Genomic DNA, 24630 nt, shown 5'->3' on the forward strand with positions numbered 1-24630 from the left:
ATGACAAGGACACCACTCCGGGGAGCCCTTTTCATGACGATCCATCCGCCAAGGGGATTCCGTACTCTGACAGGCACGGCGCTCTCCCTCTCCGCGCGACTTCTGCTCGGCGGAGCCGCTCCGGGCGGGATGATCCTGACGGGGGCACTCATTACCGGCGCGCTGTGGCAGGGGGCGACGCCCGCCGAGGCCAGCCCGCACAAGACAGTTGCCCCGTCAGCTGCCCCTGCTTCGGGCACGGCATCTGCTACGGCTCGGGGCGCGGCATCGGGCACGAAGAGCGCCGCACATGGAAGGCCCCGCGCCCATCGATCGCGCCCCGGGAAGAGCCATGCCCGCCCCGAAGCCATACAGGTCAGAGGATCGCGAGCGCAACGCTTCCTGACCACGGCCGCCACGGTCAACGTGCTGAGCGGACGCGAATTGCGCGCGCTCAACATCGTAAGCCCCAAGGATATCGCGGCCTATACGCCGGGTCTGACCGCGGTGAATGCCACCTCCGGCAGCACGCCGATTTTTTCCATACGCGGGATCGGGCTCGACGATTACACCGGCAACAATATGGGTGGGATCGGAATCTACCAGGACGGGGTCTTTGCCCCTTATCCCGTGTTCTACACGGGTCAGATGTTCGACACGCAATCCGTGGCCGTCGAAAAGGGGCCGCAGGGCTTCGAATACGGTCGCAGCAGCACGGGCGGCAATATCGCCATCGAAACGATCAAACCGGACGGGAAATTCGGCGGCTATGTCGATTGGGGCTATAGCAGCTATGGCACGAACACGGCGCGCGCCGCACTCAACGTTCCGGTTACGGACAGGATCCAGGATCGCGTGTCGTTCAGCTATATCAACGGCGATGGCTGGCAACGCGACATCCATACCGGCAGACGTTACGGCTCGCAGGACCAGCTCGGGCTGCGGAACCTGACGCGCTTCCTGATCGACGATCGCTCGAGTCTGTTGCTGAACATCCATTATACCCGCGACAAGGGCATCTCCATGTCGCCTCAGGACACGAATGGCGACGCCGTGAACGGGTTCCCCACGGGGACGATCGGCGTCGGTCCCGATGCCGCCTATAATGCCGTCAATGTCGGCAATAACCGCGTGGGGCGCAACGAAAATGGCGGCGGCGTTTCCCTCCGCTACACGCGTGATTTCGACTGGGGACAATTCGTCTCGACAACGGCTTTCGATGCTTTTCGCCGGGACGATTACGACAATTACGATGGCGAATCGGTCAATGTCGGGGATTATCACTGGAACGATACATCCCTGGCCCAGTCCCATGACATGCATCTCCAGATGGATCTGACCCGGCGCTTTCATCTGAAGATCGGTGTGTACGAGTCCTGGGACAAGATCAACGGTGCCTATACGAGCTACAGGTCGTTTCTTCTGGACGTTCCCAACGGCAATCTGACCGATCGCTTCGTGCAGCAGAACGTCTCGACCGGCCTCTATCTGCATACGGTCACGCGGGTTCTGGAAAATCTCGATTTCATCGCCTCGGGTCGTTTTTCATGGGACGATCGCGGGTTCAATGGCGGGACGATCGACGATGCGGGCGCGCTGACAACGAAAGGCGCCTATCTCTCACGGCTCAATACGAGCCACGCCTATGTGCGTCTGACGGGTCGTGTCGGGTTGCGCTACACGATCGTGCCCGGCACCCAGGTCTATGCGACGATCTCGAACGGTTACAAGGCGGGCGCCTATTTCGCGGCGCCTGTCTCGGCCCCGCAGGCGCTCGATTACGTGCGGCCCGAAAACATGATCGCCTATGAAATCGGCGCCAAGACCAGCCTTCTGCGAAATCACGTCCAGATCGAAGGTGCCCTTTTCGATTACGAGTATCATAACCGCCAGACCCTGTTCGTCGCCGAGATGCCGATGAACATCACCTCGCTCAGCCTCGGCCCGATCCCGCGGGCGCGTACGCGCGGCGGAGAACTCTCGAGCACACTGCACGATCTGGTTCCGGATCTCGATCTGCGCGGCAGTTTTGCCTATCTTGATGCCCAGAATACCAGCCCAGTCGATTCGATCGGCGGTCTGCCGCTCCTCTCTTCCGTCACGGCCCATTCGGTGCTCCCCTTCGCGCCCCGGTTTTCCTGGAATGCCGTCGCGCGATACGGCATCGACCTGCCCCGCGCCTATCGCATGACGCTTCAGACCAGCTACACATGGAAGGACAACATGCTCCTCGCGCTCGGCGATCCGAACGGCATCACGGACAAGATCAGCGCGCTGGGTATGCGCATGGAGATCGGCCCGAAAACCGGAAAATGGACGGCAGCCGTCTATGTCGACAACATGCTGAACAAACACGGCAATACCTATTCCTTCACCGGAAGCGACAACAGCCGGGTCCAGTTCCTTCAGACGCCACGCTGGGTCGGGTGCGACCTGCGCTACAATTTCTGATGACGATGCGCCTCGAGACCTTTCGCACGCTCTGGGGCGATGCCCGCCCGTGGTCGGACAGCATCGCCGAGGCACGAGGCGAGGGATTCGACGGCATCGAGGGGCGCATCCCGCAGCAGGACCTTCTTCCGGCCTGTCGCGCGGCCCTCCGGGAGGCGGAGGTGCCATTCATCGCCATTGCAATGACGGGCGGCGGCGTTCTTCCGCGACAGGCGGCGGGACTCGCCGACCATCTGGCGGATCTCGACGATGCCCTTGCGCGCGCGACGCTTCTCGCGCCGCGTTTCGTCAATATTCTCGGCGGCAACGATCGCTGGGGGGCTGCGCAGCAGGCGGAATTCATCGGCGCTGCGCTGCGCCTCGGTCGCAAACACGGCCTGACATTGAGTTTCGAGACCCATCGCGCGCGTATCTGCGCAACGCCCTGGGTGACCCTCGATGTGATCCGACAGGTGCCGGACGCCCTGTTCACGGCCGATATCAGCCACTGGGTCGTGGGCTGCGAGCGCCTGCTGGACGATCCCTGCGACGATTTCGGCCCGTTCGTCGCACGGGTCCATCATGTTCAGGCCCGGGTCGGATACGATCAGGGACCGCAGGTCTCCCACCCCGCCGCTCCCGAACACGCGCGCGCCCTGGCTTTCCATCAGGGATTCTGGCGCGAAATATGGCACGATCAGGCGCGACGCGGATACGAAGTCACGACGCTGACGCCGGAATGCGGTCCTGACGGCTACACCCAGACCCTGCCCTTTACCCATCTGCCCCTTGCGGACCGCTTCGAGATGAATCGCTGGTTGCGGCGCGCACAGGTCAGTTCCTTTGCAGAAAGCTTCCCTGCATCACCGACAAGAGAGAGGTCCTGACATGACAGAAGAGACGTTCACGTCCATTCCGGTGATCGATATCGCCGGGCTGTATTCGACCGAAAAGGCCGATCGTCAGAAGGTTGCGGATACGTTGCATCATGCCGCCAGCAAGATCGGCTTCTTCTATATTGCCGGCCATCGGGTGACGGAGGATCTGATCGCGGATGTACGCAGCGCCGCCCGGGATTTCTTCTCCCAGCCCTTCGAGAAGAAGATGGAGCATTATATAGGCGCCTCGGCCTCGCATAAGGGGTTCGTTCCCGAAGGGGAGGAGATCTACAACAAGGCGCGTCCGGATCACAAGGAAGCCTTCGATATCGGTTACGAGGTTCCGGCCGACCACCCGCTCGTGACGGCGGGAACACCGCTTCTCGGGCCGAATGACTGGCCTGCGCTTCCCGGTTTCCGCGAGCGCGCCACGGCCTATTACAATGCCGTCTTCGATCTGGGACGTGTGCTGTTCCGCGGTTTCGCCCTCGCGCTCGGACTGGACGAACACGCTTTCGACGACGTCGCGCAATTTCCGCCCTCGAAACTGCGCATGATCCACTATCCCTTCGACGGCGAAGCCCGGGACGCGCCCGGAATCGGCGCCCATACGGATTATGAGTGCTTCACCATCCTTCTGGCGGATCAGCCGGGGCTGGAGGTCCTGAACGGGAACGGGGAGTGGATCGACGCCCCGCCGATTCCGGGCAGCTTCGTCGTCAATATCGGAGACATGCTGGAAATGATGACGGCCGGCGCGTTCGTGGCCACGGCGCATCGCGTACGCAGCGTGAAGGAGGAGCGCTATTCCTTTCCGCTTTTCTACGCCTGCGACTATCACCATGAGATCCGTCCCCTTCCCGCCTTCGACAAGGGCGATACGGAATATGCGGCGGTCAGGATCGGAGACCACATGTGGGCACAGGCCATGCAGACATATGCCTATCTCATCGCCCGGCGCGAACGGGGCGAGATCGCCCTGCCGGAGGGTACGCGTCGCACCAATAGCTTCGGCCACTTCACCAGAACGGGTGTGACGCCATGACGCTTCAGACAGAACAGGCACTGCGCGAGGAACTCGCTGCGGCCTACAGGCTCTACGCGCAGTTCGGCCTGACCGATATGGTCTATACCCATCTCTCGGTGCGTCTCCCCGGAGAGGGTCACCGCTTTCTGGTCAATCCCTACGGGTTTCTGTTCGAAGAAATCACGGCGAGCATGCTCGTGGTGGTGGATTCCGAGGGGCACCCCCAGCAGGAGACGCCTTTTCCGGTCAATCCGGCAGGGTTCGTGATCCACTCCGCCGTGCATCGCGCCCATCCCGACGCGGCCTGCGTCATGCACAGCCATACGCTGGCAGGCATGGCCATAGCCGCCCAGAAAGACGGTATCCTGCCGCTGAACCAGATCAATATGGAGTTTTACGGGCGTATCGGCTTTCATCCCTATGAAGGCATCGCCGCCGAAGACAACATGAGCGAACGCGAAAGGCTCGTGCGCGATCTGGGCGATCATATGGGGCTGATACTGCAGAATCACGGGCTGCTGACCGTCGGCAGCTCGGTGGCTCAGGCTTTTTATCGCATGTATTATCTGGAACAGGCCTGCCGCATACAGCTCGCCGCGCAATCGACCGGCGCAGCGCTTCACTGCCCGAGCGAAGCGGAGATCCTGCGCGCGCGCAGACAATTCGAGACCGATCCCGATCAGGGGCAGATGATCTGGAAAGCCCTGCGCCGCAAGCTCGACCGCGAGCAACCTGATTACCAGAACTGAGAACCGGGGACAGGAGACCGGCAATAGGGGAACCGGGAATAGGGGATAGGAGGCCCGGATGCCCCTGACCGCCGGTTTGCCCCCCTGTCGTCGCCCCCCCTGTCGTCTCATGATGGAAACCGCAAAAAAGGCGGGGCTTTGCGGCCCCGCCTTTTCTTTCCCCTCGTCTCAAGGAGGGAAACGCTCCGCCCGGTCGGCTCCGACCGGGCGGGATACCGATCAGTGACTGATCGCCTTTGCCGCAGCGCGGGTCTCGGCGAGATGGGCCTCGACTTCCGGATCCAGCTTCAGGAAGTAGGTCATCACGGCGCTGATGAAATAGATGATGGAATAGACGACCATGACACCGAAGACACCGAAGGACGGCTCGAAGATATAGACGATGGCCGGGCCGATCCAGACGCTCGCACCGGCGCCGAGATTCAGCAGCGACATCGCAGCCGCTTTGTTTTCCGGTGCCAGATAGGGCATCAGGGCCGAGAGCGGCACATAGCCAGCCAGGGTCATGCCATAGAAGGCACCGGCGATCATGACGACGAACAGATGGTCGGGTCCCAGCATGGTGGGGGCGAAATACAGCGCCATGGTGCTGAGAGTCGATCCGATACCGCCCATGATCATGGTCGTGTAGCGCCAGCTCAGCTTGTCGCTCACAATGCCCAGGAACAGGTTGAAGAAGATGTTGCTGATGAAGATGGCCTGAAGCACAGCCAGCCACTGGCCCATGGTGAAGCCGAGCGTATGGGTGAAGTAGAGCGGCATGAACACCAGGAAGCCGAATTCGGCCGAGGTATTGATGGCGCGCACGATGCAGCCGATGCCGACTTTCGGGCGCTGCCAGCCAATGGCCAGAGACATGAACAGCGTCTTGAGCGCACCGTTGTTTCCGGCTTCGACACGGGGCACGCGCTGCATGCCGATCAGGGCAAGACCACCGCCGAAAACCACGAAGCCCAGAGCGACCCACAAGGTGGCATAGCTGCCGAGGACAGGAAGAAGCAGACCGGCAAGCGTCGTTCCGAGCGTCGGCAGACCGGCCGTGAAGCAGAACCAGAACCAGCCGACGGCGGAGCCGAGTTTCTGCACGGGTGCGGTATTCACCACCCATACCAGAAAGCCGAAAGCAAAGAGCGGATAGCCGAAACCGCGCAGACCGTAAAAGAGCGTGATCAGCGTCCAGGACTTGGAGGGCAGGGCGAAACCGAGAAATCCGATCTGGAATGCGATCCAGATTCCCAGCCCGACCAGCATGACCCGACGGCTGCCCCACATGTCGGAGAGGGCACCGGAGAGCCATGCCGAGATAGCGGCCGTCAGACCGTAGATCGTGAAGAGACCGGCGACGTCATGCTCCTGGAAGCCGAGACCGACGAGATAGGGGGAGAGATATCCGCTCTCCACGCCGTCTCCGATCATGAAGAGCAACGTACCGACAAAACCCCAGATCATGACCGGCGGAATACCCGCCCATGAAACGAACCGTTCGAAAGCCGTTTTCGGCTCGAGTTCCGGCACGGTGCCGGCTAAAGGCCGTGCGCCCCCGACGAATGTACCGCCTGCCATAATGTGTCTCCTGGTCTTTCTGTAAGGCGTCCTGCTGCGGAACAGCGCGCCTGGCTTTCCTCCTTTGCGCGGCTTTGATCCTCCCTGCAAATCACAAAAAAGAGTTAAATATACCAAAAGCGGTGTTCTTATGAGACATACGCCTCAGACGCTCCGACAGGATGACGCCAAGTTAATGAAAAAATTTTGAGTTTACAATCAATCCCAACCAAGGAGAGACAAAGAAGAAAGTTCAACGCAAGAACATGATATGGTCTCATCCAGATAATCCTATCGAACATTAACCAGTTATATAAACACTGTTTCTTACTGTATATAATAGTATTCATATTATACGGAATTGACCCAATCACTCCTGAGTATATTTCTTTATTTTTATTCTAATAGAACCTGGATTGTCTTGTATTACGCAATCGTGACCGTTCCAGAAAATTTTGAACGTATCATAAAATTTCCTTAATACATATCATTTCATCCCAAAGCTAACACGGGCAAACCGGGCTTCCACGAACTGAACGAGCGAGTGTGATGACATCGAGAACCGAGCGGGCAAACGCAATCCGGATCCTCGCGATCGACGCAATCTACAAGGCACAATCCGGCCATCCGGGCACGCCCATGGGCATGGCGGATATTTCCGAGGTCCTGTGGCGCGATGTGATGCGCTACAATCCGGCCAACCCCCGATGGTACAATCGTGACCGTTTCGTCTATTCGAACGGTCATGGCTCGATGCTTCTCTATGCCCTGCTGCATCTGACCGGCTACGATCTCACCATCGAGGATATACGCCGGTTCCGCCAGCTCCATTCACGTACGCCCGGCCATCCGGAATATGGCTACGCGCCCGGGATAGAGACCACGACCGGCCCTCTGGGACAGGGCATCGCCAATGCAGTCGGCATGGCGCTTGCGGAAAAAACCCTGGCCGCGCAATTCAACCGTCCCGGCCTGCCCATCGTCGATCATCACACCTATGCCTATGTCGGCGAGGGCTGTCTGATGGAGGGCATATCGCACGAGGCCTGCGCTCTTGCCGGAACCCTCGGGCTCGGCAAGCTCATCACGATCTACGACCGGAACATGGTCACCAATGACGGGCCGATCGACGGTGTCTATACGGACGATACACGCAAGCGATTCGAGGCCTATGACTGGCAGGTCATCGGCGAGATCGACGGACATGATCCCGACGCCGTGCTCGCGGCGCTGACGGCGGCCCGGGCCGAGACGAACCGGCCCAGCCTGATCATCTGTCGCACCACGATCGGCCAGGGATGCTCCGAAGGCTATGCGGGCACGCACAAGGTCCATGGCGGCGTTCTCCCTGCCGAGGAGATTGCGAAAATCCGTGAGCGGCTTCACTGGCCGCATCCCCCCTTCGACATTCCCGCAGCCATCTATGCGGACTGGGATCGTCGCGCCTGCGGGGCGGACGCCGAAAATGCCTGGAACGCCCTGTTCGAGCGCTATCGAGACGCCTATCCCGATCTCGCCGCAGCCTTCGAGCGTCGCATGAACGCAGAGCTTCCGGAGCACTGGCACGGCCAGTCGCGGGATCACGTTTGCGCGTTGCAGGCGAAACCTGCGGACATACCGTCCCGCAAGGCATCGCAGAATGCCATTGAGACCTTTGCCCCCCTCCTCCCCGAGATGTTCGGGGGATGTGCGGATATCACGCCCAGCTGCCTGACACGCTGGTCCGGCTCCTCATCGGTCTGTTTCGACCCGGCCGGCAACTACGTCGATTACGGTGTTCGCGAATTCGGCATGGTGGCGATGGCCAACGGTATTGCCCTGCATGGCGGGCTTCTGCCCTACACCGCGACCTTCCTGATGTTCATGGAATATGCCCGCAACGCCGTCCGTATGGCGGCTCTCATGAAACAGCGGCAGATTCTGGTCTACACGCATGATTCGATCGGCCTTGGAGAGGACGGCCCGACACATCAGCCCGTCGAACAGCTCGCCAGCCTCAGGCAGACGCCCAACATGGTCACCTGGCGCCCCTGCGATCAGGTCGAGACCGCGATCGCATGGATCAGCGCGATCGAGCGACGCGACGGTCCCACGGCTTTCAGTCTCTCCCGCCTTCCCCTGCGCCAGCATCCCCGCGACGATACGCAACTGCGCAACGCCTTCCGCGGGGGGTATGTCCTGTCGGACAGCACAACGCCCCCCGACCTCATCCTCATCGCCACGGGCTCCGAAGTCACGCTCGCCCTGGAAGCCGCCCGGGTCCTGCGCACCGTGCCTCTCGCCGTGCGGGTCGTCTCCATGCCTTCGCCCGAGACCTTCGATGCGCAGGACGAGGCCTATCGCGAGAGCGTGTTGCCGGATGGCGTGCGTGCGCGCCTCGCGATCGAGGCCGCGAGCACATTCTACTGGTCGCGCTATGTCGGGCTCGATGGAGGCGTGGTGGGCATGACCGGATTTGGCGAATCCGGCCCTGCGGAAGATCTGTTCCGCCATTTCGGCTTCACGATCGAGAATGTCGTGGAACAGGCACACAGGGTGATCGCACGCGTGCGCCAGAAGCGCTGACCAGAAGCGTTGACCGAGGGCGCTGACCGGAGACGCCGATATGACAGCATCGGCATGACGCGCACGCGCCTTCCCCCTCACGACACAACGCGGAACAGTCGGGCGCGCGCCCGGCTGCCGCATCACAACAGGACCGGTATCATGGAACTATTCGATCTCTCGGGCGACGTCGCCTTCGTCACCGGCGCAGGAAGCGGCATCGGTCAGCAGATCGCGCTCGGCCTTGCAGAGGCGGGCGCTTCTGTCTGCTGTTTCGATCTTCCCGCCGCACGGAAGGGGCTGGAGGAAACGGCAGACCGCATCCGTGCGTTCGGTCGCGCCGTCCGTATCGCGCAAGGCGATGCCACGGAGGAGAGCCAGCTCGCCGAAGCCATCGCAACGACCCAGGCCGAGCTGGGACTGCTCTCGGTGGCGGTCAACGCTGCCGGGATCGCCAATGCAGCACCTGCCGAGGAAATGGGGCGGGATCAGTGGCAGCGCGTTCTCGACGTCAATACGACAGGCATCTTCCTCTCATCCCAGGCAGAGGGGCGCGCCATGCTCGATAATGGCCGCGGTTCGATCGTCAACATCGCCTCCATGTCCGGCGTGATCGTCAATCGCGGGCTGACGCAGGCTCACTACAACGCCTCCAAGGCTGCCGTGATCCATCTGAGCAAGAGCCTCGCCATGGAATGGGCCGGACGCGGCGTGCGCGTCAACACGATCAGCCCCGGCTATACCGCCACCCCCATGAACACCCGACCGGAATGGGCCGAACGGGTGAAGACTTTCGAAAACGATACTCCCATGGGCCGGATCGCTGCCCCGCGCGAGATGGTCGGTCCGGCGATCTTCCTCTCGTCGCGGGCTGCCTCGTTCTGCACGGGTATCGACCTGCTGGTCGATGGCGGTTTCTGCTGCTGGTAAACCGCGTCTCCCGGCATTCCGGCAAACGGAGTGCCGGGGCACGAACGATCGGAAATCGAGCGGCCCGGAATCGACCAGTCACAAATCGGGCGGCCAGAAATCGATCCGTCAGAAATCGGCGGACACACTGGCGACAGCGGTGAAAGCGGACCCCACGACGAAGACGGGGTTGGACGGATTGACCGCATTGCCGAAAATGCCGCGTCTCGCCCGGGCGGTAAGCCCGAATCCGCCAATACCCGAAAGATAGTTCAGCCCTCCGAGATTGGTCAGGCTGAGCATGGCCCGGGGATGGATACCAGTCCCGAATGCCGGGAGTTTGCGACCGAAGGACAGATCGGCGGTCGTGAAAGACGGAATGCTCTGATCGTTCATGAGCGTCGAATATTGCGAGTCCTGATAGCGCAGATTGAAATTGCCGAACCAGAGACCGTCATCGAATGTCAGACCGATGGCACCGGTATATTCGGGCGAGCCAGACGCCGATTTTCCGGCGGTCGGCAGATAGTCGTTTCCGGTGCTGATATTGTTGCCGAGACGGGTCTGCAGATACTGGCCTGACAGATAGGCGCTGAGATGATGCCACGGTCGCGTGGCCAGCTCGGCCTGCATTCCCCAGGCCTCCTCGCCCCCCGCAGCGATCTGGCTGCTGATCATGATCGACGTGCCCGGCTGATAGGCCAGACCGGAGACCTGATGATTCGTCAGGTTGTAGTGAAATCCGGCGATGGATACCGTTACGGTACCGTTATGCCTGATTCCCAGCTCCTCTCCGATGAAATATTCCGGAGCCAGACTGGGGGGCGGAATGACATTGGGCGTCGGCGAGGTGACGGGAAAGCCCGGAACATAGGCGGCCCACCCGGCCGGAAGACGATAGGAGGTGGTGGCGTTGAGATAGATCTGGTCCTGTGGCGTCACGCGATAGCTGGCAAGGAATTGCGGTGTCGGAATGAAGTGATTGGGCGCGGATTTATAGGGCGAGGCCCCCGGCAGATTTTCCGTCGTCATGCGCGAGACCATGGTTGCCTTGAACCCGGCATCGAAGAGGAGCCGCCCGTCGAGGAGGCTGAGCCTGTCGTTGAAACCGAGCGCATTGACCTGCTGCGTCTGGTTGATGTCGTAGCCGGTCACCAGGCGCCCGTTTGCCGTCAGGGGATTTTTCCAGGTCACCGACCCATCGTCGCCGACCGCGAATTTGTCCTGTCGTTCCTGATGATCGCTCCAGGAATAGAAATAGAAGAAGGTCAGGGTATTGTGACGGGTCTTCCAGTCGAGCGCCATCGTCACCCCGCTGCTGCGCTGCTCCCAAGGATGGACGCTCTGAACCAGGATCATCCGGTTCTGCCCTGCATATCCGTCGAGATAATCGTAACGCTGCGTGCCGATATATCCGCCAGCGGTCGGGACGGCCATGCCGTAATTGTTCGGGCCCATCTGGCTGATCCCGTAGGGCGTGACATGCAGGATCCATGACCGGGACAGACGGATATCGTTGCGGATCGTGCCGAAAGCGACGTTGGTGAAACGCTCGTTGAGGCGATAATAGCTGAAACTGCCGGGCGTGTAGGGCGCAGTATAGTTGAAACTCGTACCCTGTGCCCGCCATTGGGCGAGGGTAGGATAACGGTAGATGGTCTGACGCCCCTGGTTATAGCCGAATATGACATCGCTGGTGCTCCCCGGTGCCCAGCGTTTCTCCAGATTGGCATCGACGTGATAGCGCCGGATGGAACCGGGTCCGCGCCAGAGATTGGCGGCGGAATGGGAGAAGGACCCATAGGCCCTGATATTGCTGTGCCCCAGCGCGCCGGTATTGAGACGGACGAATTCCTTCTGCAGGCTGTGCGTCCCTCCGGACAGATTGACATATCCCCCTGCCCGATCCGCCGGGCGCAAGGCCTTCATCGAAACCTGCGCGCCATCGGCATTATAGAGGGGGGAGGTCAGATCGACGGAACCCTGCGTCACCGTGATCGAGGCGATGTTCTCGTTATCGACCATCGCGGCGTTCCAGGGGTTGTAACTGAACATATCCGCCGCAGGTACACCCTCGAACAGAAAGCCGATCTGCGTCTGATCGAGCCCACGGATATGCAGGGTTTCCGACTGGGTGCTGAGCGGCGATTCATTACCCGCCTGAACGCCGGGCAGGCTCGCGATAAGGCTCGTCGGGCTGAGGGTCGGCGCCTGTTTCGAGATGAAATCCCGCGTGACCTCGCTTATGGCGCGCGGGACGGTCTGGATCTTCATCAGGCCGCCGCCCACGATACGGCGCTTCTCGCGGATGCTGATCCGTTCCCCCCGCTCTCTCTGAGCATCGCGCCCGGTCATGCGGGCGGGTCCGGTGGCTGGGTGTCTCGCAGGATTTTCCCCCCGATAGGCCCGGCCTTCATCCACGGGATATTCCGGGGGATTTCTCCCGGTGTACCTCACCGTATCGCCCCGGGCTTCCGCCGTCCGGAGCAGGGGAGCGTTGCCCAGAATGGCAACGACCAGCAAGGCGAGTCCTGTTTCTGTCTTTCCGCGCACCGCTCGTCTCGATCATCTCAGCAAGAAGTTTGTCCGGCTGCCCGTCACGAACGACCGGGGACGAGAAAATGCGTGACGTCTCATGACCCGATGCCTCCCGGACGGCAGGTCGGAGGACCCTAGACCCGATACGTTTTTTGTTCGGTTATGAAATGATGTATATTTCATTTCCGAACTGTTCTACTTTTATTTCAGAAGAATGACCTCAGAAACGTGACTTCTGTATTGTCGTTCCGGCTGCTCAGATCCCGCAACGATTCGCATTCAGGATGACCGTCATGACCCGCCCGCTCTCCCTCCTGTCGCTCCTGCTGGTCCTTTCCGGCGCATGTTCCGAGGCCGGGGCGGAAAGCCGCGATATCCGCCTGAACCAGATCCAGGTCATCGGGACGCATAATTCCTATCGACGCGATATCTCGCCCGTGACACTGCAATGGCTGGGACGCGTCTCACCGCAGGCCGCCGAAGCGCTCGACTACCGTCACGACACGCTCACGGCGCAGCTCGATCATGGCGTGCGTCAGCTCGAGATCGATATCTATGCCGATAGTCAGGGCGGTCGTTACGCTCATCCCAAGGGGCCGGACTGGGAACGTCGGGCCGCGCTCGTTCCCGATTCCGATCCGACGCCCCCCGCTGCCATGCTGGGGACGGATTTCAAGGTGATGCATATCGTCGATATCGACCAGAGGTCGAGCTGCCAGCCCTTGCGCGCCTGTCTCGAGCAGATCCGCAGCTGGTCGGATGCCCATCCCGGACATGTTCCGGTTTTCGTCGATCTCGAGACCAAACAGGATATTCCCTTCGGGGGAGGGAAACTGCCCTTCACCGCGCCGGAGCCCTTCACCCCCGCCACCTATGACCGCCTCGACAGAGAGCTCGTTGCGGTCTTCGGCAGGAAGCGCATCGTCGCCCCGGACGATGTGCGCGGGACGGCCCCGACACTGGAGAAAGCCATCCGGGATCACGGATGGCCGAGCCTCGACAGCACGCGCGGCAAGATCGTCTTTCTCTTCGATCGTCCCCACGACACGGCACGCTATATCGAAGGCCATCCCTCCCTGCGCGGACGGATCGTGTTCACCAATTCGCGCCCGGGCTCGGATGAATGCGCCTTCATGGAAATCAACGAGGGATTCATCGGCGCGAAAGGCAATGGCAGTGAGGCCGTCGATAACGCCCGTGCCGCCACCGAAATCGCGGCACGGGTACGAGAGGGCTATCTCGTGCGTACGCGGGCCGACGCGAATACGATCGAGGCCCGTCACAATCTGCTCGACCGGCGCAAGGCCGCTTTCGATGGCGGGGCGCATCTCATCAGCACGGATTATCCCGGCTTCGAGCCCGCGCCATGGCATGGCTACAGCGTGACTTTCGGTCCCGATCTCGTGGCACGCTGCAACCCGGTCAATGCCCCGTCGAGCTGCCGAAGCGCCGCTCTGGAACGCTGATCCTCCCCCCTTCCCCCGGGAACGGGAACGGGAACGGGAACGGGAACGGGAACGGGAACGGGAACGGGAATGAGAGCGCAAGCGAGGCAGAGGAAGAAACCCCGGGGAGCGCTGCTACCGGAACGGCAGGATCAGAAAGACGAAACGACGGCCCGGAGACGGAAAGTCTCGCTTCATAAATCCGGTGAATATTTGATGACGGCGGCTTTGTCATTACGACATGCCCGCATTCTGTTTCACTTCTACGGACCTGTTCCTCTTTCTTCTGACAGGACCCGCTCATGAAAATCCCAGCCTCCCTGTTGCTTGCCTCGATCCTCTGCCTTACCCCGGCCCTCTGCCCTCCCCCGACATGGGCCGCTCCTGCGGACGAGGCCGTCGGGATCAACCAGATCCAGATCATCGGGACCCATAACAGCTATCGGAGCGCCATGGACCCGGCCACCATGAGCTGGCTGAAGAAAGTCGCCCCCGATGCGGCCAGATCCCTCGACTATCATCACGAGCCGCTCGCGGCGCAGCTCGATCATGGAGTCCGGCAGATCGAACTCGACCTCTATGCCGATATGAAGGGAGGCCGCTACGCCCACCCGAAAGGACCGGATTGGCTGCGGGCCTCGGGCCTCGCCCCCCAACCCGATCCGGTCTCGCCGGACGTCATGAACGGGCGCGATTTCAAGGTCATGCATATCGTGGATATCGATCAGAGATCGACCTGCCAGCCTTTGCGTTCCTGTCTCGATATCGTGAGACGATGGTCCGATTCTCATCCGGGCCATCTGCCGATCTTCATCGATCTCGAAACCAAACAATCGGCGCCGCCGAGCGGCAAGGTCCCGTTCACAGCGCCCGAGATCTTCACCCCCGCCACCTATGACGCACTGGATGCGGAGCTGATCGCGGTTTTCGGCCGGGAGCGCATTCTTACCCCCGATGATGTGCGCGGCGCGGCACCGAGCCTGAATGCGGCCATACGCGATCACGGCTGGCCGAGCCTGGCGAAAGCCCGCGGCAAGATCGTGTTCCTGTTCGAGCGCCCTCATGACACGGCGCGCTATCTCGTCGGTCATCCGGCGCTGAAAGGGCGTATCGTGTTTCCCAATGGCAAGCCGGGCGACCCCGAATGCGCCTTCACGGAGGTCAATGAAGGCTTCGTCGGCAAGAAAGTGGGAGAGTTCGAACCGGTGGACAACGAGAAAGCGGCCCGGGTCATTCCGAAGCTCGTCCGGGAGGGCTATCTCATCCGGACCCGCTCGGATGGCGATACGCTCGAAGCGCGTCAGAACGATCTGTCACGACGCAAGGTCGCTTTCGATTCCGGCGCGCAACTCATCAGCACGGATTACCCACGGGCCGAGCCGGCCCCCTGGCACGATTTTGTCGTGACATTCCCGAACGGCGCCCTGACGCGCTGCAATCCGGTCAATGCACCGGCGAGCTGCCGCGACGCGTTGCTCGAGCCTGCAACACGCTGATCAACCAGCATTTCCCGTCATACGTCATGCAGGACAAGCGGCCAGGAAGAAAAAATGGAAAAATTTTCCTCCTGGCTGTTGCCAAAGGAAACCAGGACTGGTAGTTCCCCCTTCACCGAAGGCGAGGGCGAATATCTCCCTCCGAAACGGTCGCAGGACGCCGAAAGGTGCCTCATGCGGGTGTAGCTCAGTTGGTTAGAGCGCCGGCCTGTCACGCCGGAGGTCGCGGGTTCGAGCCCCGTCACTCGCGCCACTTTTCCTGAAAAGCAAAACGGAAAAACACGGCTCGTCATGCCGCCACAATGCGGTTTCCTGTCGCGCGCCCGAGTGATACGCGCGACCCGGCTTTCAGCCCGCCAGATAGGCGTCCAGCACCTCACCGGTTGACCCATCCATCCGGATCCGCCCGTTATCGAGCCAGATCAGCCGCGTGCACCATTGCCGCATGATCTCCGGCTGATGGGACGACATCACCATTGCGTCCGAGCGGGCGACCAGCGCCTCGAGCCGCTTTTCCGCTTTGGCCAGGAACGTGATGTCGCCCGCCATGAACCATTCATCCATGATCAGAACATCGGGGGTGATTGCCGTAGCCAGGCCGAACGCCAGACGAACGAGCATACCAGCACTATAGGTCTTGACCGGCATGGCCATGAAGTCGCCAAGCCCGGCAAACTGCGAGACATCCTCGAGAACCTCGCGCGAGGCGCGACGCCCCAGCCCGTGAAACAGGCACCGCAGACGCACGTTCTCCACGCCGGTCAGCTCCATGTTCATGCCAAGCTGGGTATCGAGCAGGGTGCCTATCGTCCCTTCGACACGCACGCGCCCCGAGACAGGCTCGTAGATCCCGGCCAGCGCCCTGAGCAGCGTGGTCTTGCCCGCGCCATTGCCGCCGATCAGCCCGAGACGCTCGCCATCCTGCATCGAAAAACCGATATCGCGCAGGACCGATACCGTGACCCGGTGACGATCGTCCTCGATCAGGGCACTTCCCGCCCTTTTCTGGGTGCGCCCTCCGACCGCCGCGGCCATCGATCTCTTCAGGGTGCGATTATCGGCATGATAGACCGGAAAGTCGATGCTCAGGCGATCGACGAGAATGCGGCTCATGGTCAGATCCAGTAGGCGATGCGCGCCCGGAAACGGGCAAAGACGAGCGAAGCGCAGATGAGGAGAAGGGCGCTATGCGCCAGAGCGGCCCCCCACACCATCAGACCCGCACTCTCCCCCAGAAGCGGTGTACGCATGATCGAGAGCAGGGGATAAAACGGATCGAGCAGAAGCCAGCGCCGCATGGGGCCGACCAGCTCCGGGCGCCAGATGATCGGCGTGATGAAGAAGAAGACCTGAATCAGAGAGGCCACGATCGGCGGGATGTCGCGAAATCGCGCGCCCAGAAGGCCCAGACAGAGCATGATCGCCATGCAGTCCACGATCCAGAGCGCCGTAGCAGGCACGAGAAGCCACAGATCGCCCGGAACCACACGGAAAATCAGCAGAACGACGACGACCACGGCCGCATTATGCAGCAGGATCAGGGCATTGCGGATAAGGGCACGGCAGGCATAGACGGAAAAAGGCATTCTGCTGGCCTGAATCAGCCTGCTTTCCTGAACGAAAACCCCTGCGCTTTCGCTGATGACCGTGGAGAGGAACGACCAGAGCACGAGCGAGAGCGAGAGAAAGGGCAGATAGTCGCGCAAGGTCATATGAAACAGCGTGGCATAGAGAAAGCCGAGCGCTGCGACCATGACGGCAGTGGAGATGGTCAGCCAGAACGGGCCGAGCATGGAGCCGCGATAGCGCATCCTGATATCGAGCCAGCCCAGCGCAAATGCGAGCGGCAGGAGACGCAGCCCGTCTCTCACATCCCGCCCGGCAGCACGCAGGCCACCGGCAAACGAGAGCGGCGCGAGATCGAGCACCGCGCCGCCGGAACCGGATGTCGTCACGCTGCGTGCCTGCGCGCCGGATGCCCCGGCATCAGGTATCTCTGCGTCAGATGTCGCCTTCATATCCCCCGCTCTTCGCTGATCCGTTCCATTTTGCAGCTCTAGCCCGACAGACCGGGGCCTCCAAGAGGGATGTCCACAATAGCCATCCGCCCGCGGCGACGCGGACAGACACGATCGGGATGGATTTAAGGGCCGCTCCGGGACTATACTCCCCTTTCGAACCGACGGCAGGACCAGATCATGCACGCTGCCGACTATTTCATGATCGCCTTCGTGATCGTCGCCTATGCGACCGGCCCCCTCCTCGCTGCCTTTCTCGTCAGGCGGATCAACAGATCCGATCTGTTCGAGCAGGAGGAGCATCAGGGCCGGGAAAAGCGCTAGGGCGAAACCGCGTTCCGGGCGGTCGGGGGCGTAATCTCAGAACCGGATCGTCATGCCCTGTTCGGCAAGGGTGAAGACGATGCCGGAGCGATTGCCCTGTTCCAGCTCCGACGCGATCCGGTCGGTCTCCGCCCCGTCCCGTATCGTCGAGGGCTTGATATGCGAGACCAGAACCGGAAACCCCCTGAGCGAAACGCCCGATCGTTCCTCCAGCATCGAGAGCGATTGCAGCAGCCAGCGTGGCGTCAGATGACCGAACAATGCCCCGTCCGGTCGGGAATTGTCATAGGAACATTCGATGACGATCCCTTTCAGACGATGCGTTCGCAGAAGCGGCGCGACTTCGTCCCATAATGCTGCGAGCCTGTTTTCCCCCTTGTCGCGATCCGGACCCGTATCGCCGAGATAGAGCAATGCGTCCTCTCCCGACCGGAGCAGAAACGCCGTCGATTCCACCCCGGCATGACTGAGCGGATAGGGCGTGACGCTCAACCCCGTTCCGGGCAGGGACTGGCGCCTGCCTGTGGCGAGCGGATGGTAATGCAGAAGGCCGAGCGCCGGAGCCGCGCCCTGATCCGCCAGATTGGGCCAGACCCTGTGATTGAACAGATCGTCACGGAAGACGGAAAGGACCGACGGCAAGGCATAGATCGTCTTGCCCGGATCCTCAGGAGAGACGGCAAGGAGCCCGGCAACGTGATCGAGATGGGCATGGCTGATCAGATAGGCTCCGACGAGCTGATGCAGCAAAGCGAGGGTGCGCGCAGTGCCGGGAGCCGGAGCGAGGGCCACATCGTCGAAGGCATGGCGCCGATCGGCGATGGCGAGCCCGTGAAAAACCGTTCCGGCATCGAGAAGAACCCCCCGGGACGAACCCGTCCTGCGGACCAGATAGGCACTCAGATTGCTCTCATCCAGACCGCCTCGTGCGCCGAGAACGGTCACGGTGAAATCCTGCGCCATTGCCGGAGAAGAGAAACATATGCCGAAGAACAGGATAAAAATATTGATCGAACGCAGCAGGAATAATTCCATCGGTCTGTATCGCGTGTATTTATTGTTCATGTTATTCTCTCTCTTCCCCGTGGCAATGAGGATATCCATGGAATGAACGCCGCCGACAGGACCGGATCATGAAGGCCCTGCCCTCCCGAACCGTCATGGCGCCCCGTTGCGCACATGTCAGGAGCAACATGACGCCCGTTATGGGCAAGAGCCGGTCAGGCAATCCGCTGCCCCATTGCGCGATCCGTCGCCTCCTGACCTTCATCGTCGCGTTGTCCGGTCTTGGCGGCTGCGACGCAACGCCCCCGACACCGGACGGGCACTGTGTCGTCGAGACGATCGGGCGCATGCCTCTGCGCAGCCTGGACAATATTCCCGTGGTCGAGGCGAGACTGAATGGGAAACCCGTTCTGTTCATGGTCGATACCGGCGCTTTCAGTTCGGTCCTGTATCTGGATGCGACCAGGGATATCGGACTGGATTACACGGGAAAATTTATCGACGCCACCGGCGCGCGCGGCCATGAAACCCAGCAGATCGTTCTGGTCGATACGCTCGATCTCGGAACCGGGAAGGATACCGGTCACTATTTCGCCCTGTCGCGATCGTCGCTCCATTCGACCAGGCCGCCCCTCCCTCCTCTCGTCGGACTGCTCGGCGCCGAGATCCTCCTGTCTTCGGATCTGGTGATCGACATGCCGCATCACGAGATGCAGCTCCTCGGCATGAAACGCTGTCCTTACATCACCCCCTTCTGGGGCGGTACGGTCCACAGCATTCCGATCACGCTGGACAGGGACGACAACAAGATCCATCTCACTTTCAGGATCGACGGAAGCAAGGACATTCCGGCCATTTTCGACACGGGGGCCTCGACGACGGTCGTTCCCTTCTATCTCGCCCGCCAGAAGCTGGGGTTATCGCGCAAGGATATTGCCGGAGACAGGAAGAATACCGACGTCCATGCGATCGGGAACGGAGAGCTTACGAGCTATCATCACATATTCGATGCGGTAACGCTCGGCGATTTCGTCATCAATCATGCTCGCGTCTCCATACTGGAGGAAGACACGCTGGATTACGCCTTGTTCGGCGCCAATTTCCTGAAGAGCACCCGGGTCTGGATCAGTTACAAGGGTGCCATGTACGTCCAGCATGTTTCGGAGATGCGCGCACCCCCAGGCGCCGCACATCCCTGAGGCCTTGTTGCGTGGCTGAACGGGGTATCCGGACGGGGTTATCCGAACAGGACAGTCGAGAAGGCCAGCTCACAGGGCCCCTGTCCGGGGAAAGGAACGATTGAGACAGGGGAGACGGGGAGACGCCGCTCCGTTGGAGCCGGTCCTCAGTGGAACCAGCCGGATTCCTTCTTGACGGCCGCCTGACCCTCGAGCACAGCCTGCTCCCCTTTCTTCTCGAGAAGGGTCTTGCTGCCGGCGCTGAGATTGCGAGCGGCATCCGCATGGGATTTGATCACGTCGGTTTCCGCATCCTTTTCGTGCAGTTCCCGATCGATGAACTCGTTTTCCCGGGCGATACGGGTCTTGGCCGCCTGAAGCTTCAGACGGCGCTCCTCCAGGGCGAGGGCACGCATCTGGTCTTCGTAACCCTGATCGCGTTTCTTGTCTGCCGCCGCCGCAGCGGCCGCCTCCCGCGCGCGGGCGTCTGCCGATCTCTGTCGGGCCGCCGCACGTTTCTCCCGGGCTGCCTTTTCCTGCTTGTAGGCATTGACCTGCGCTTCATAGGCACGCCGATACCGTTCCTGCTCCTCATGTTCGGCATTGGCCACCGCGCCGATCTGTGCGTCGAGCGCGGTCTGAGCCTGTCCCGGAGCAGCACCAGCGATAAGCCCGGCGCCGCAGAGCACCCCGAAGCCGACGACCAGACCGAGATTTTTCCAGGGCTGCCGCATGGAGATCAGCCCGCGTTCTTGCCGGTCGGACAGGTCGCATTGGGCTGGATCCGCGTGACGTCGGGCGCGGTCTGCACCATGATCGCCTGACCGAGCTTGAACTCGCAGATCTTGCCGACCTGTGCGGAGTTGAAGGTATGACCGTCCTGCGTGTAGGTCAGCGAGACACCGGCCACCATGACCTTGCCGGGAACGAGAGATCCGGCACCGGCGCCGACACCGGCACCGCCAATTCCGGCCAGAGCGCCGAGACCCGCCGTTCCACCGACACCCGCGCCGAGTCCTGCACCCAGACCCGCACCGAGAAGGGCCCCGCCGATCTGCGCGGCGCGCTGGTTCTGGGCGTTGCTGACCTGCACCTTGGCGGGCAGAATCGCGAGAATATTGACGACCTTGGCTTCCTGCCGCGAGTTGACCTGATCGGCCGTATAGGAATCGGCACGGTTTTCCTCTCCCGGGGTCGCACAGGCGGACAGGGCGAGAACAGACGAGACGCAGAGAACCAGACGGAACTTCATGTTGGGGACGGCCATTTCAGATGTTGTTGCTGCGAAATCTGATATGTTCGAATAAAGATTCATCAAATACACAATTCGTCCATATCTATTATTTTTTATATCGTATTAATTATTTTTCCTTTGCCCGGTCTCCCCGCCACGCCGCTTCTGCGGTCCGTCATGGCTTTTCGCATCCCGCGCAGAGCCGGGCATTTTTTCGCTTGCATCCTGCTTCCGGCTCGACGACATGCGGTGGATGCCATACGCTGTGAAGGAAATGTTCGCGACACTCCAGGGAGAAGGCGCCCATACCGGCCGCGCCTCGATCTTCTGTCGCTTTACGGGGTGCAATCTCTGGTCCGGTCGGGAACAGGATCGGCACAAGGCGGCCTGTACCTTCTGCGATACGGATTTTCTCGGTACGGACGGACCCGGCGGCGCGCGTTTCGAAACGCCGGAAGCCCTGGCTGACGCTCTGGCGCTCAGATGGTACGAAGCGGCGGGCGAGTCGGAGGGGCGCTATGTGGTCTTCACCGGCGGTGAACCACTGCTTCAGGTCGATCCGCCCCTGATTGCCGCCGTCCATGCCCGGGGCTTCGAGATCGCGATAGAGAGCAACGGAACGCTCGAGGCCCCGGAGGGGATCGACTGGATCTGCGTCAGCCCGAAACCCTCGAGCCGCATCGTGCAGCGCTCGGGCCATGAGCTTAAACTGGTCTTTCCCCAGGAGTCCCTTCCTCCCTCGACGTTCGACTCATGGGATTTCTCGCAGTTCTGGTTGCAGCCGATGGATGGCCCCGATCGCGCCGCCAACACGGCGGCTGCCGTGGCCTACTGCCAGAAGAACCCGCGATGGCGCCTCTCCCTGCAGACACACAAGCTGATCGGAATACCCTGATGCTTTCAGACGAGACCGCACTCGTTCTCTTTTCCGGCGGCCAGGATTCGGCGACCTGCCTCGCCTGGGCACTTTCACGGTTTTCGCGCGTGGAAACGCTGGGTTTTGCCTATGGCCAGCGCCACGCCGTCGAGCTCGCCTGCCGCGACCGCCTGCGGGAGACGATGATCGAGGCGATGCCCGAATGGGCGCCGCGTCTGGGGGCCGATCATACGCTCGATCTCGGCATTCTCGGCGAGATCTCCGAGACGTCGCTCACGCGCGAGGCCGAGATCCGGATGAGCGATAGCGGATTGCCGACGACATTCGTACCGGGTCGCAACCTGCTGTTCCTCACCTTCGCTGCGACACTTGCCGTGCGACGTCATGCCCGTCACATCGTCACGGGCGTGTGCGAGACGGATTATTCGGGTTATCCCGATTGCCGCGACGACACGATCAAGGCGCTTCAGGTCGCGCTCAATCTGGGGATGGAAGAGCGTTTCGTGCTGCATACGCCGCTCATGTGGCTCGACAAGGCCCAGACCTGGAACCTCGCCGCCACTCTGGGGGGGGCGCCTCTGGTACGGGCCATCAACGAAGAGAGCCACAGCTGCTATCTCGGCGACCGGACCCACCGGCATGACTGGGGCTACGGATGCGGCACCTGTCCGGCCTGCGAACTGCGCGCCCGGGGATGGTCGGAGTATATCGATGCTTGAGCTGAGTTTTACCCGACGTTTCAGCATGGGACACCGGCTGATTTCCGGCAGTTCGGAACGCTGTGCGATCCCTCACGGGCATAATGAGTTCGTGACCGTCACGCTGCAGGCGACGCGCCCGTCCCGTCTCGACGGCGCCGGGAACGTGATCGTCCCTTTCGCGGACGCAAAGAGGCGCTGGCACGATTTCGTCGATACCCGGCTGGATCACGCTTTCCAGATCTCGTCGCAGGATCCGCTTCTGGACTGGTTCCGCACGAGGGAGCCGGAACGCATGACCCGGCTCGTGATCACCCCGGGCGATCCGACGACCGAGCTCATGGCCGCCCTTCTCTACGCGAAGCTGGCCGCATTCCTGCGCGACGACGGAGATATCCTGAGATGCACCTGCCTGAGCCTTGAGGAGACCCCGACGAACACGGTCACGCTGAGCGGAGGGCCCGAGCCCTATCTTCCGGTTACGACCGAAGCCGCAACCGGGGCCGATCGCTCCGTCTGGTGGCACAGGGCCGACATGACGATCTCCGATCTCGGTACGGAACTATAAGCCGGAATATCTGGCCGGACGTCACGCAGCGGAAGACGCATCAGGAAAACATCCGGATGCGCCATGACTCAGGCCGTCTGCGGCCACTCCGGACCGAGAAGCTGGACATGCACGCGAAATGCGCCGTGATCGTCCGATTTGATCTCGGATTGCGCAGCACGATCGGATCGCGTGTCCCTGATATGGCTCTTGTCCTGGGGGGATGTCGACGTCTTGCTCATAACCATCTCCTTTACGACACACCAACAGGGAAACATGGCCTCAATCCGGCGTCGCCATGATAAAATGGGGCCATGACAGAATGGGGCGATAATGGAATGGGGCATCCGCTGACGATGTCGTTGCTGCATCGGTCTCAACGTATTGCGTGCGTAAAGTTTCCGGCCTTTCCCTCGCCCGGGCATTCTGCCGTTCATATGCGCGCCTCAAGCGGGGATTTCGACGCGACCGCGCAAAACCCTGTCGGGATGGGAGAACGGGGCTGGTCATATCGGCCACAAGCGTGGTCTTGATAGATCATGCTTCTGCGTGTCATCGATCTCGAAACAACCGGCGCCCATCCCCAGACATCGGAGGTCATCGAATTCGGTTCGGTCGACGTATCGCTGAATGACGGCTCCTGGCAGACCGGCGCGATCACGAGCCGTCTTTTTCCTCCCACGGGGCCGCTCACACCGGAAACCCAGGCCGTCCACCATCTGACGGACGCGGATTTCACTCCCGGATCGCCCTCCGCGACACCGCAGATCTTGCGTGAAATGGTGTTGCGCGCGCCCAGACCCGACATGCTGGTCGCCCATCATATCGCCTTCGAGCGCCACTTCCTGACCGATGCGGTCACGGATGCGCTGCCCTGGCTCTGCACGTTGCGCATCGCCCAGAAACTCTGGCCCGACGCACCGCGTCACACGAACCAGATCCTGCGCTACTGGCTGCGCCTCGATCTCGATCGCACTCTGGCGTCACCCGCGCACAGAGCCGCGCCGGATGCCTATGTGACGGCTCATATCCTGATGAGACAGCTCGAAACCGCACCGCCCGAAACCCTGCTCGAACTCACGCGCGCACGACATGTACGCCGCGGCGCGGCCCTGCGCTCCGGACGCGCGATGAACACCGAACAGCCGCGTCTCTTCGCCCGGAACGAGGATTGAACGCGAGGAAAAGGGCGCCGGCACGCGGAAGCGCCGG

22 protein-coding genes and 1 tRNA gene are annotated in these 24630 nt (G+C 61.4%); 15 read left to right on the top strand and 8 right to left on the bottom strand.

The genetic code is table 11. The features are described 5' to 3' along the window. Positions 1-33: 33 nt before the first annotated feature. The 4 genes from SSA02_RS08150 to SSA02_RS08165 are packed head-to-tail and all read left to right on the top strand — an operon-like array spanning position 34 to position 5063. On the top strand, positions 34-2430 hold the full coding sequence (locus SSA02_RS08150) for a TonB-dependent receptor (protein WP_246103736.1): 2397 nt from the start codon (positions 34-36) through the stop codon (positions 2428-2430). Then, complete coding sequence (locus SSA02_RS08155; RefSeq protein ID WP_246103737.1) at positions 2430-3296, top strand: sugar phosphate isomerase/epimerase family protein; 867 nt, start codon at positions 2430-2432, stop codon at positions 3294-3296. Before SSA02_RS08150 ends, SSA02_RS08155 begins: the two co-directional genes overlap by 1 nt. 1 nt (position 3297) lies before the next feature. Next, positions 3298-4332: an isopenicillin N synthase family dioxygenase gene (locus SSA02_RS08160; protein WP_147093573.1), complete on the top strand. Its 1035-nt coding sequence runs from the start codon at positions 3298-3300 to the stop codon at positions 4330-4332. Next, a complete protein-coding gene (locus tag SSA02_RS08165) occupies positions 4329-5063 on the top strand; it encodes a class II aldolase/adducin family protein (RefSeq protein WP_147093574.1) in 735 nt (244 codons plus the stop codon). Before SSA02_RS08160 ends, SSA02_RS08165 begins: the two co-directional genes overlap by 4 nt. 219 nt (positions 5064-5282) lie before the next feature. Here SSA02_RS08165 and SSA02_RS08170 read toward each other — a convergent pair whose 3' ends face one another. Continuing rightward, positions 5283-6626, bottom strand: coding sequence for an MFS transporter (locus SSA02_RS08170; RefSeq protein ID WP_147093575.1), 1344 nt, complete (start codon positions 6624-6626; stop codon positions 5283-5285). A 528-nt stretch (positions 6627-7154) separates the two neighbouring features. Here SSA02_RS08170 and tkt point away from each other — a divergent pair. Both tkt and SSA02_RS08180 read left to right on the top strand, forming a co-directional pair. Next, positions 7155-9170: a transketolase gene (gene tkt, locus SSA02_RS08175; RefSeq protein ID WP_147093576.1), complete on the top strand. Its 2016-nt coding sequence runs from the start codon at positions 7155-7157 to the stop codon at positions 9168-9170. Between the two features lie 54 nt (positions 9171-9224). Continuing rightward, positions 9225-10079: an SDR family oxidoreductase gene (locus SSA02_RS08180; protein ID WP_222591063.1), complete on the top strand. Its 855-nt coding sequence runs from the start codon at positions 9225-9227 to the stop codon at positions 10077-10079. Between the two features lie 108 nt (positions 10080-10187). Here the strand turns inward: SSA02_RS08180 and SSA02_RS08185 are convergent, their stop codons facing one another. Continuing rightward, on the bottom strand, positions 10188-12413 hold the full coding sequence (locus SSA02_RS08185) for a TonB-dependent receptor (protein WP_246103738.1): 2226 nt from the start codon (positions 12411-12413) through the stop codon (positions 10188-10190). A 476-nt stretch (positions 12414-12889) separates the two neighbouring features. On the opposite strand from SSA02_RS08185, the gene SSA02_RS08190 reads away from it, so the two are divergent. From SSA02_RS08190 to SSA02_RS08200, 3 genes are all read left to right on the top strand, one after another. After that, positions 12890-14062, top strand: a complete 1173-nt coding sequence (locus SSA02_RS08190; protein WP_246103740.1) for a phosphatidylinositol-specific phospholipase C1-like protein — start codon at positions 12890-12892, stop codon at positions 14060-14062. A gap of 281 nt (positions 14063-14343) precedes the next feature. After that, positions 14344-15537 (top strand): phosphatidylinositol-specific phospholipase C1-like protein, encoded by a 1194-nt coding sequence (locus tag SSA02_RS08195; protein ID WP_147093578.1) that lies wholly within the window; start codon positions 14344-14346, stop codon positions 15535-15537. Between the two features lie 176 nt (positions 15538-15713). Further along, positions 15714-15790: transfer RNA gene (locus SSA02_RS08200), tRNA-Asp, on the top strand. A gap of 95 nt (positions 15791-15885) precedes the next feature. Here the strand turns inward: SSA02_RS08200 and SSA02_RS08205 are convergent. Continuing rightward, positions 15886-16650, bottom strand: a complete 765-nt coding sequence (locus SSA02_RS08205; RefSeq protein WP_147093579.1) for an ABC transporter ATP-binding protein — start codon at positions 16648-16650, stop codon at positions 15886-15888. Positions 16651-16652: 2 nt separating this feature from the next. Beyond that, positions 16653-17555, bottom strand: coding sequence for an ABC transporter permease (locus SSA02_RS08210; RefSeq protein ID WP_147093580.1), 903 nt, complete (start codon positions 17553-17555; stop codon positions 16653-16655). A 180-nt stretch (positions 17556-17735) separates the two neighbouring features. On the opposite strand from SSA02_RS08210, the gene SSA02_RS12720 reads away from it, so the two are divergent. Then, positions 17736-17879, top strand: a complete 144-nt coding sequence (locus tag SSA02_RS12720) for a hypothetical protein (protein WP_186807728.1) — start codon at positions 17736-17738, stop codon at positions 17877-17879. Positions 17880-17915: 36 nt separating this feature from the next. Here SSA02_RS12720 and SSA02_RS08215 read toward each other — a convergent pair whose 3' ends face one another. After that, positions 17916-18944 (bottom strand): MBL fold metallo-hydrolase, encoded by a 1029-nt coding sequence (locus SSA02_RS08215; protein WP_246103741.1) that lies wholly within the window; start codon positions 18942-18944, stop codon positions 17916-17918. A 128-nt stretch (positions 18945-19072) separates the two neighbouring features. On the opposite strand from SSA02_RS08215, the gene SSA02_RS08220 reads away from it, so the two are divergent. Next, the gene (locus SSA02_RS08220) at positions 19073-20083 is read left to right on the top strand and encodes an aspartyl protease family protein (protein WP_186807729.1); all 1011 of its coding nucleotides are present in this window, start codon (positions 19073-19075) and stop codon (positions 20081-20083) included. 146 nt (positions 20084-20229) lie between these two features. Here SSA02_RS08220 and SSA02_RS08225 read toward each other — a convergent pair whose 3' ends face one another. Both SSA02_RS08225 and SSA02_RS12725 read right to left on the bottom strand, forming a co-directional pair. Then, the gene (locus SSA02_RS08225) at positions 20230-20796 is read right to left on the bottom strand and encodes a DUF5384 family protein (RefSeq protein WP_147093582.1); all 567 of its coding nucleotides are present in this window, start codon (positions 20794-20796) and stop codon (positions 20230-20232) included. 5 nt (positions 20797-20801) lie between these two features. Beyond that, complete coding sequence (locus tag SSA02_RS12725) at positions 20802-21329, bottom strand: hypothetical protein (protein WP_222591064.1); 528 nt, start codon at positions 21327-21329, stop codon at positions 20802-20804. Between the two features lie 220 nt (positions 21330-21549). Here SSA02_RS12725 and queE point away from each other — a divergent pair, with 220 nt between their 5' ends. From queE to SSA02_RS08245, 3 genes are read left to right on the top strand one after another with little or no spacing between them, the layout of a single operon-like run. Then, positions 21550-22191, top strand: a complete 642-nt coding sequence (gene queE, locus SSA02_RS08235; RefSeq protein ID WP_147093584.1) for a 7-carboxy-7-deazaguanine synthase — start codon at positions 21550-21552, stop codon at positions 22189-22191. Further along, positions 22191-22892, top strand: a complete 702-nt coding sequence (gene queC, locus SSA02_RS08240; RefSeq protein WP_147093585.1) for a 7-cyano-7-deazaguanine synthase QueC — start codon at positions 22191-22193, stop codon at positions 22890-22892. The genes queE and queC overlap by 1 nt, the downstream gene beginning before the upstream one ends. Continuing rightward, positions 22885-23439: a 6-pyruvoyl trahydropterin synthase family protein gene (locus SSA02_RS08245; protein WP_147093586.1), complete on the top strand. Its 555-nt coding sequence runs from the start codon at positions 22885-22887 to the stop codon at positions 23437-23439. The genes queC and SSA02_RS08245 overlap by 8 nt, the downstream gene beginning before the upstream one ends. A 68-nt stretch (positions 23440-23507) precedes the next feature. Here SSA02_RS08245 and SSA02_RS12730 read toward each other — a convergent pair whose 3' ends face one another. Further along, positions 23508-23660, bottom strand: coding sequence for a hypothetical protein (locus SSA02_RS12730; protein ID WP_186807730.1), 153 nt, complete (start codon positions 23658-23660; stop codon positions 23508-23510). A gap of 297 nt (positions 23661-23957) precedes the next feature. On the opposite strand from SSA02_RS12730, the gene SSA02_RS08250 reads away from it, so the two are divergent. Then, on the top strand, positions 23958-24593 hold the full coding sequence (locus SSA02_RS08250; protein WP_147093587.1) for a 3'-5' exonuclease: 636 nt from the start codon (positions 23958-23960) through the stop codon (positions 24591-24593). Positions 24594-24630: the final 37 nt, after the last annotated feature.

Source organism: Swaminathania salitolerans (genome assembly GCF_007988945.1).
GTDB classification, from domain to species: domain Bacteria; phylum Pseudomonadota; class Alphaproteobacteria; order Acetobacterales; family Acetobacteraceae; genus Swaminathania; species Swaminathania salitolerans.

Bases quoted from the DNA above. Each gene is read 5' to 3' on its own strand.
- SSA02_RS08250 (WP_147093587.1), top strand. From the start codon at position 23,958: ATGCTTCTGCGTGTCATCGATCTCGAAACAACCGGCGCCCATCCCCAG.
- SSA02_RS12730 (WP_186807730.1), bottom strand. From the start codon at position 23,660: ATGAGCAAGACGTCGACATCCCCCCAGGACAAGAGCCATATCAGGGAC.
- SSA02_RS08195 (WP_147093578.1), top strand. From the start codon at position 14,344: ATGAAAATCCCAGCCTCCCTGTTGCTTGCCTCGATCCTCTGCCTTACC.
- SSA02_RS08220 (WP_186807729.1), top strand. From the start codon at position 19,073: ATGACGCCCGTTATGGGCAAGAGCCGGTCAGGCAATCCGCTGCCCCAT.
- SSA02_RS08180 (WP_222591063.1), top strand. From the start codon at position 9,225: ATGACGCGCACGCGCCTTCCCCCTCACGACACAACGCGGAACAGTCGG.
- queC (WP_147093585.1), top strand. From the start codon at position 22,191: ATGCTTTCAGACGAGACCGCACTCGTTCTCTTTTCCGGCGGCCAGGAT.
- SSA02_RS08215 (WP_246103741.1), bottom strand. From the start codon at position 18,944: ATGAACAATAAATACACGCGATACAGACCGATGGAATTATTCCTGCTG.
- SSA02_RS08210 (WP_147093580.1), bottom strand. From the start codon at position 17,555: ATGAAGGCGACATCTGACGCAGAGATACCTGATGCCGGGGCATCCGGC.
- SSA02_RS12720 (WP_186807728.1), top strand. From the start codon at position 17,736: ATGCACGCTGCCGACTATTTCATGATCGCCTTCGTGATCGTCGCCTAT.
- SSA02_RS08185 (WP_246103738.1), bottom strand. From the start codon at position 12,413: ATGACCGGGCGCGATGCTCAGAGAGAGCGGGGGGAACGGATCAGCATC.
- SSA02_RS08155 (WP_246103737.1), top strand. From the start codon at position 2,430: ATGACGATGCGCCTCGAGACCTTTCGCACGCTCTGGGGCGATGCCCGC.
- SSA02_RS08190 (WP_246103740.1), top strand. From the start codon at position 12,890: ATGACCCGCCCGCTCTCCCTCCTGTCGCTCCTGCTGGTCCTTTCCGGC.
- tkt (WP_147093576.1), top strand. From the start codon at position 7,155: ATGACATCGAGAACCGAGCGGGCAAACGCAATCCGGATCCTCGCGATC.
- SSA02_RS08245 (WP_147093586.1), top strand. From the start codon at position 22,885: ATGCTTGAGCTGAGTTTTACCCGACGTTTCAGCATGGGACACCGGCTG.
- SSA02_RS08205 (WP_147093579.1), bottom strand. From the start codon at position 16,650: ATGAGCCGCATTCTCGTCGATCGCCTGAGCATCGACTTTCCGGTCTAT.
- SSA02_RS08165 (WP_147093574.1), top strand. From the start codon at position 4,329: ATGACGCTTCAGACAGAACAGGCACTGCGCGAGGAACTCGCTGCGGCC.
- SSA02_RS08160 (WP_147093573.1), top strand. From the start codon at position 3,298: ATGACAGAAGAGACGTTCACGTCCATTCCGGTGATCGATATCGCCGGG.
- SSA02_RS12725 (WP_222591064.1), bottom strand. From the start codon at position 21,329: ATGGCCGTCCCCAACATGAAGTTCCGTCTGGTTCTCTGCGTCTCGTCT.
- SSA02_RS08150 (WP_246103736.1), top strand. From the start codon at position 34: ATGACGATCCATCCGCCAAGGGGATTCCGTACTCTGACAGGCACGGCG.
- SSA02_RS08225 (WP_147093582.1), bottom strand. From the start codon at position 20,796: ATGCGGCAGCCCTGGAAAAATCTCGGTCTGGTCGTCGGCTTCGGGGTG.
- queE (WP_147093584.1), top strand. From the start codon at position 21,550: ATGCCATACGCTGTGAAGGAAATGTTCGCGACACTCCAGGGAGAAGGC.
- SSA02_RS08170 (WP_147093575.1), bottom strand. From the start codon at position 6,626: ATGGCAGGCGGTACATTCGTCGGGGGCGCACGGCCTTTAGCCGGCACC.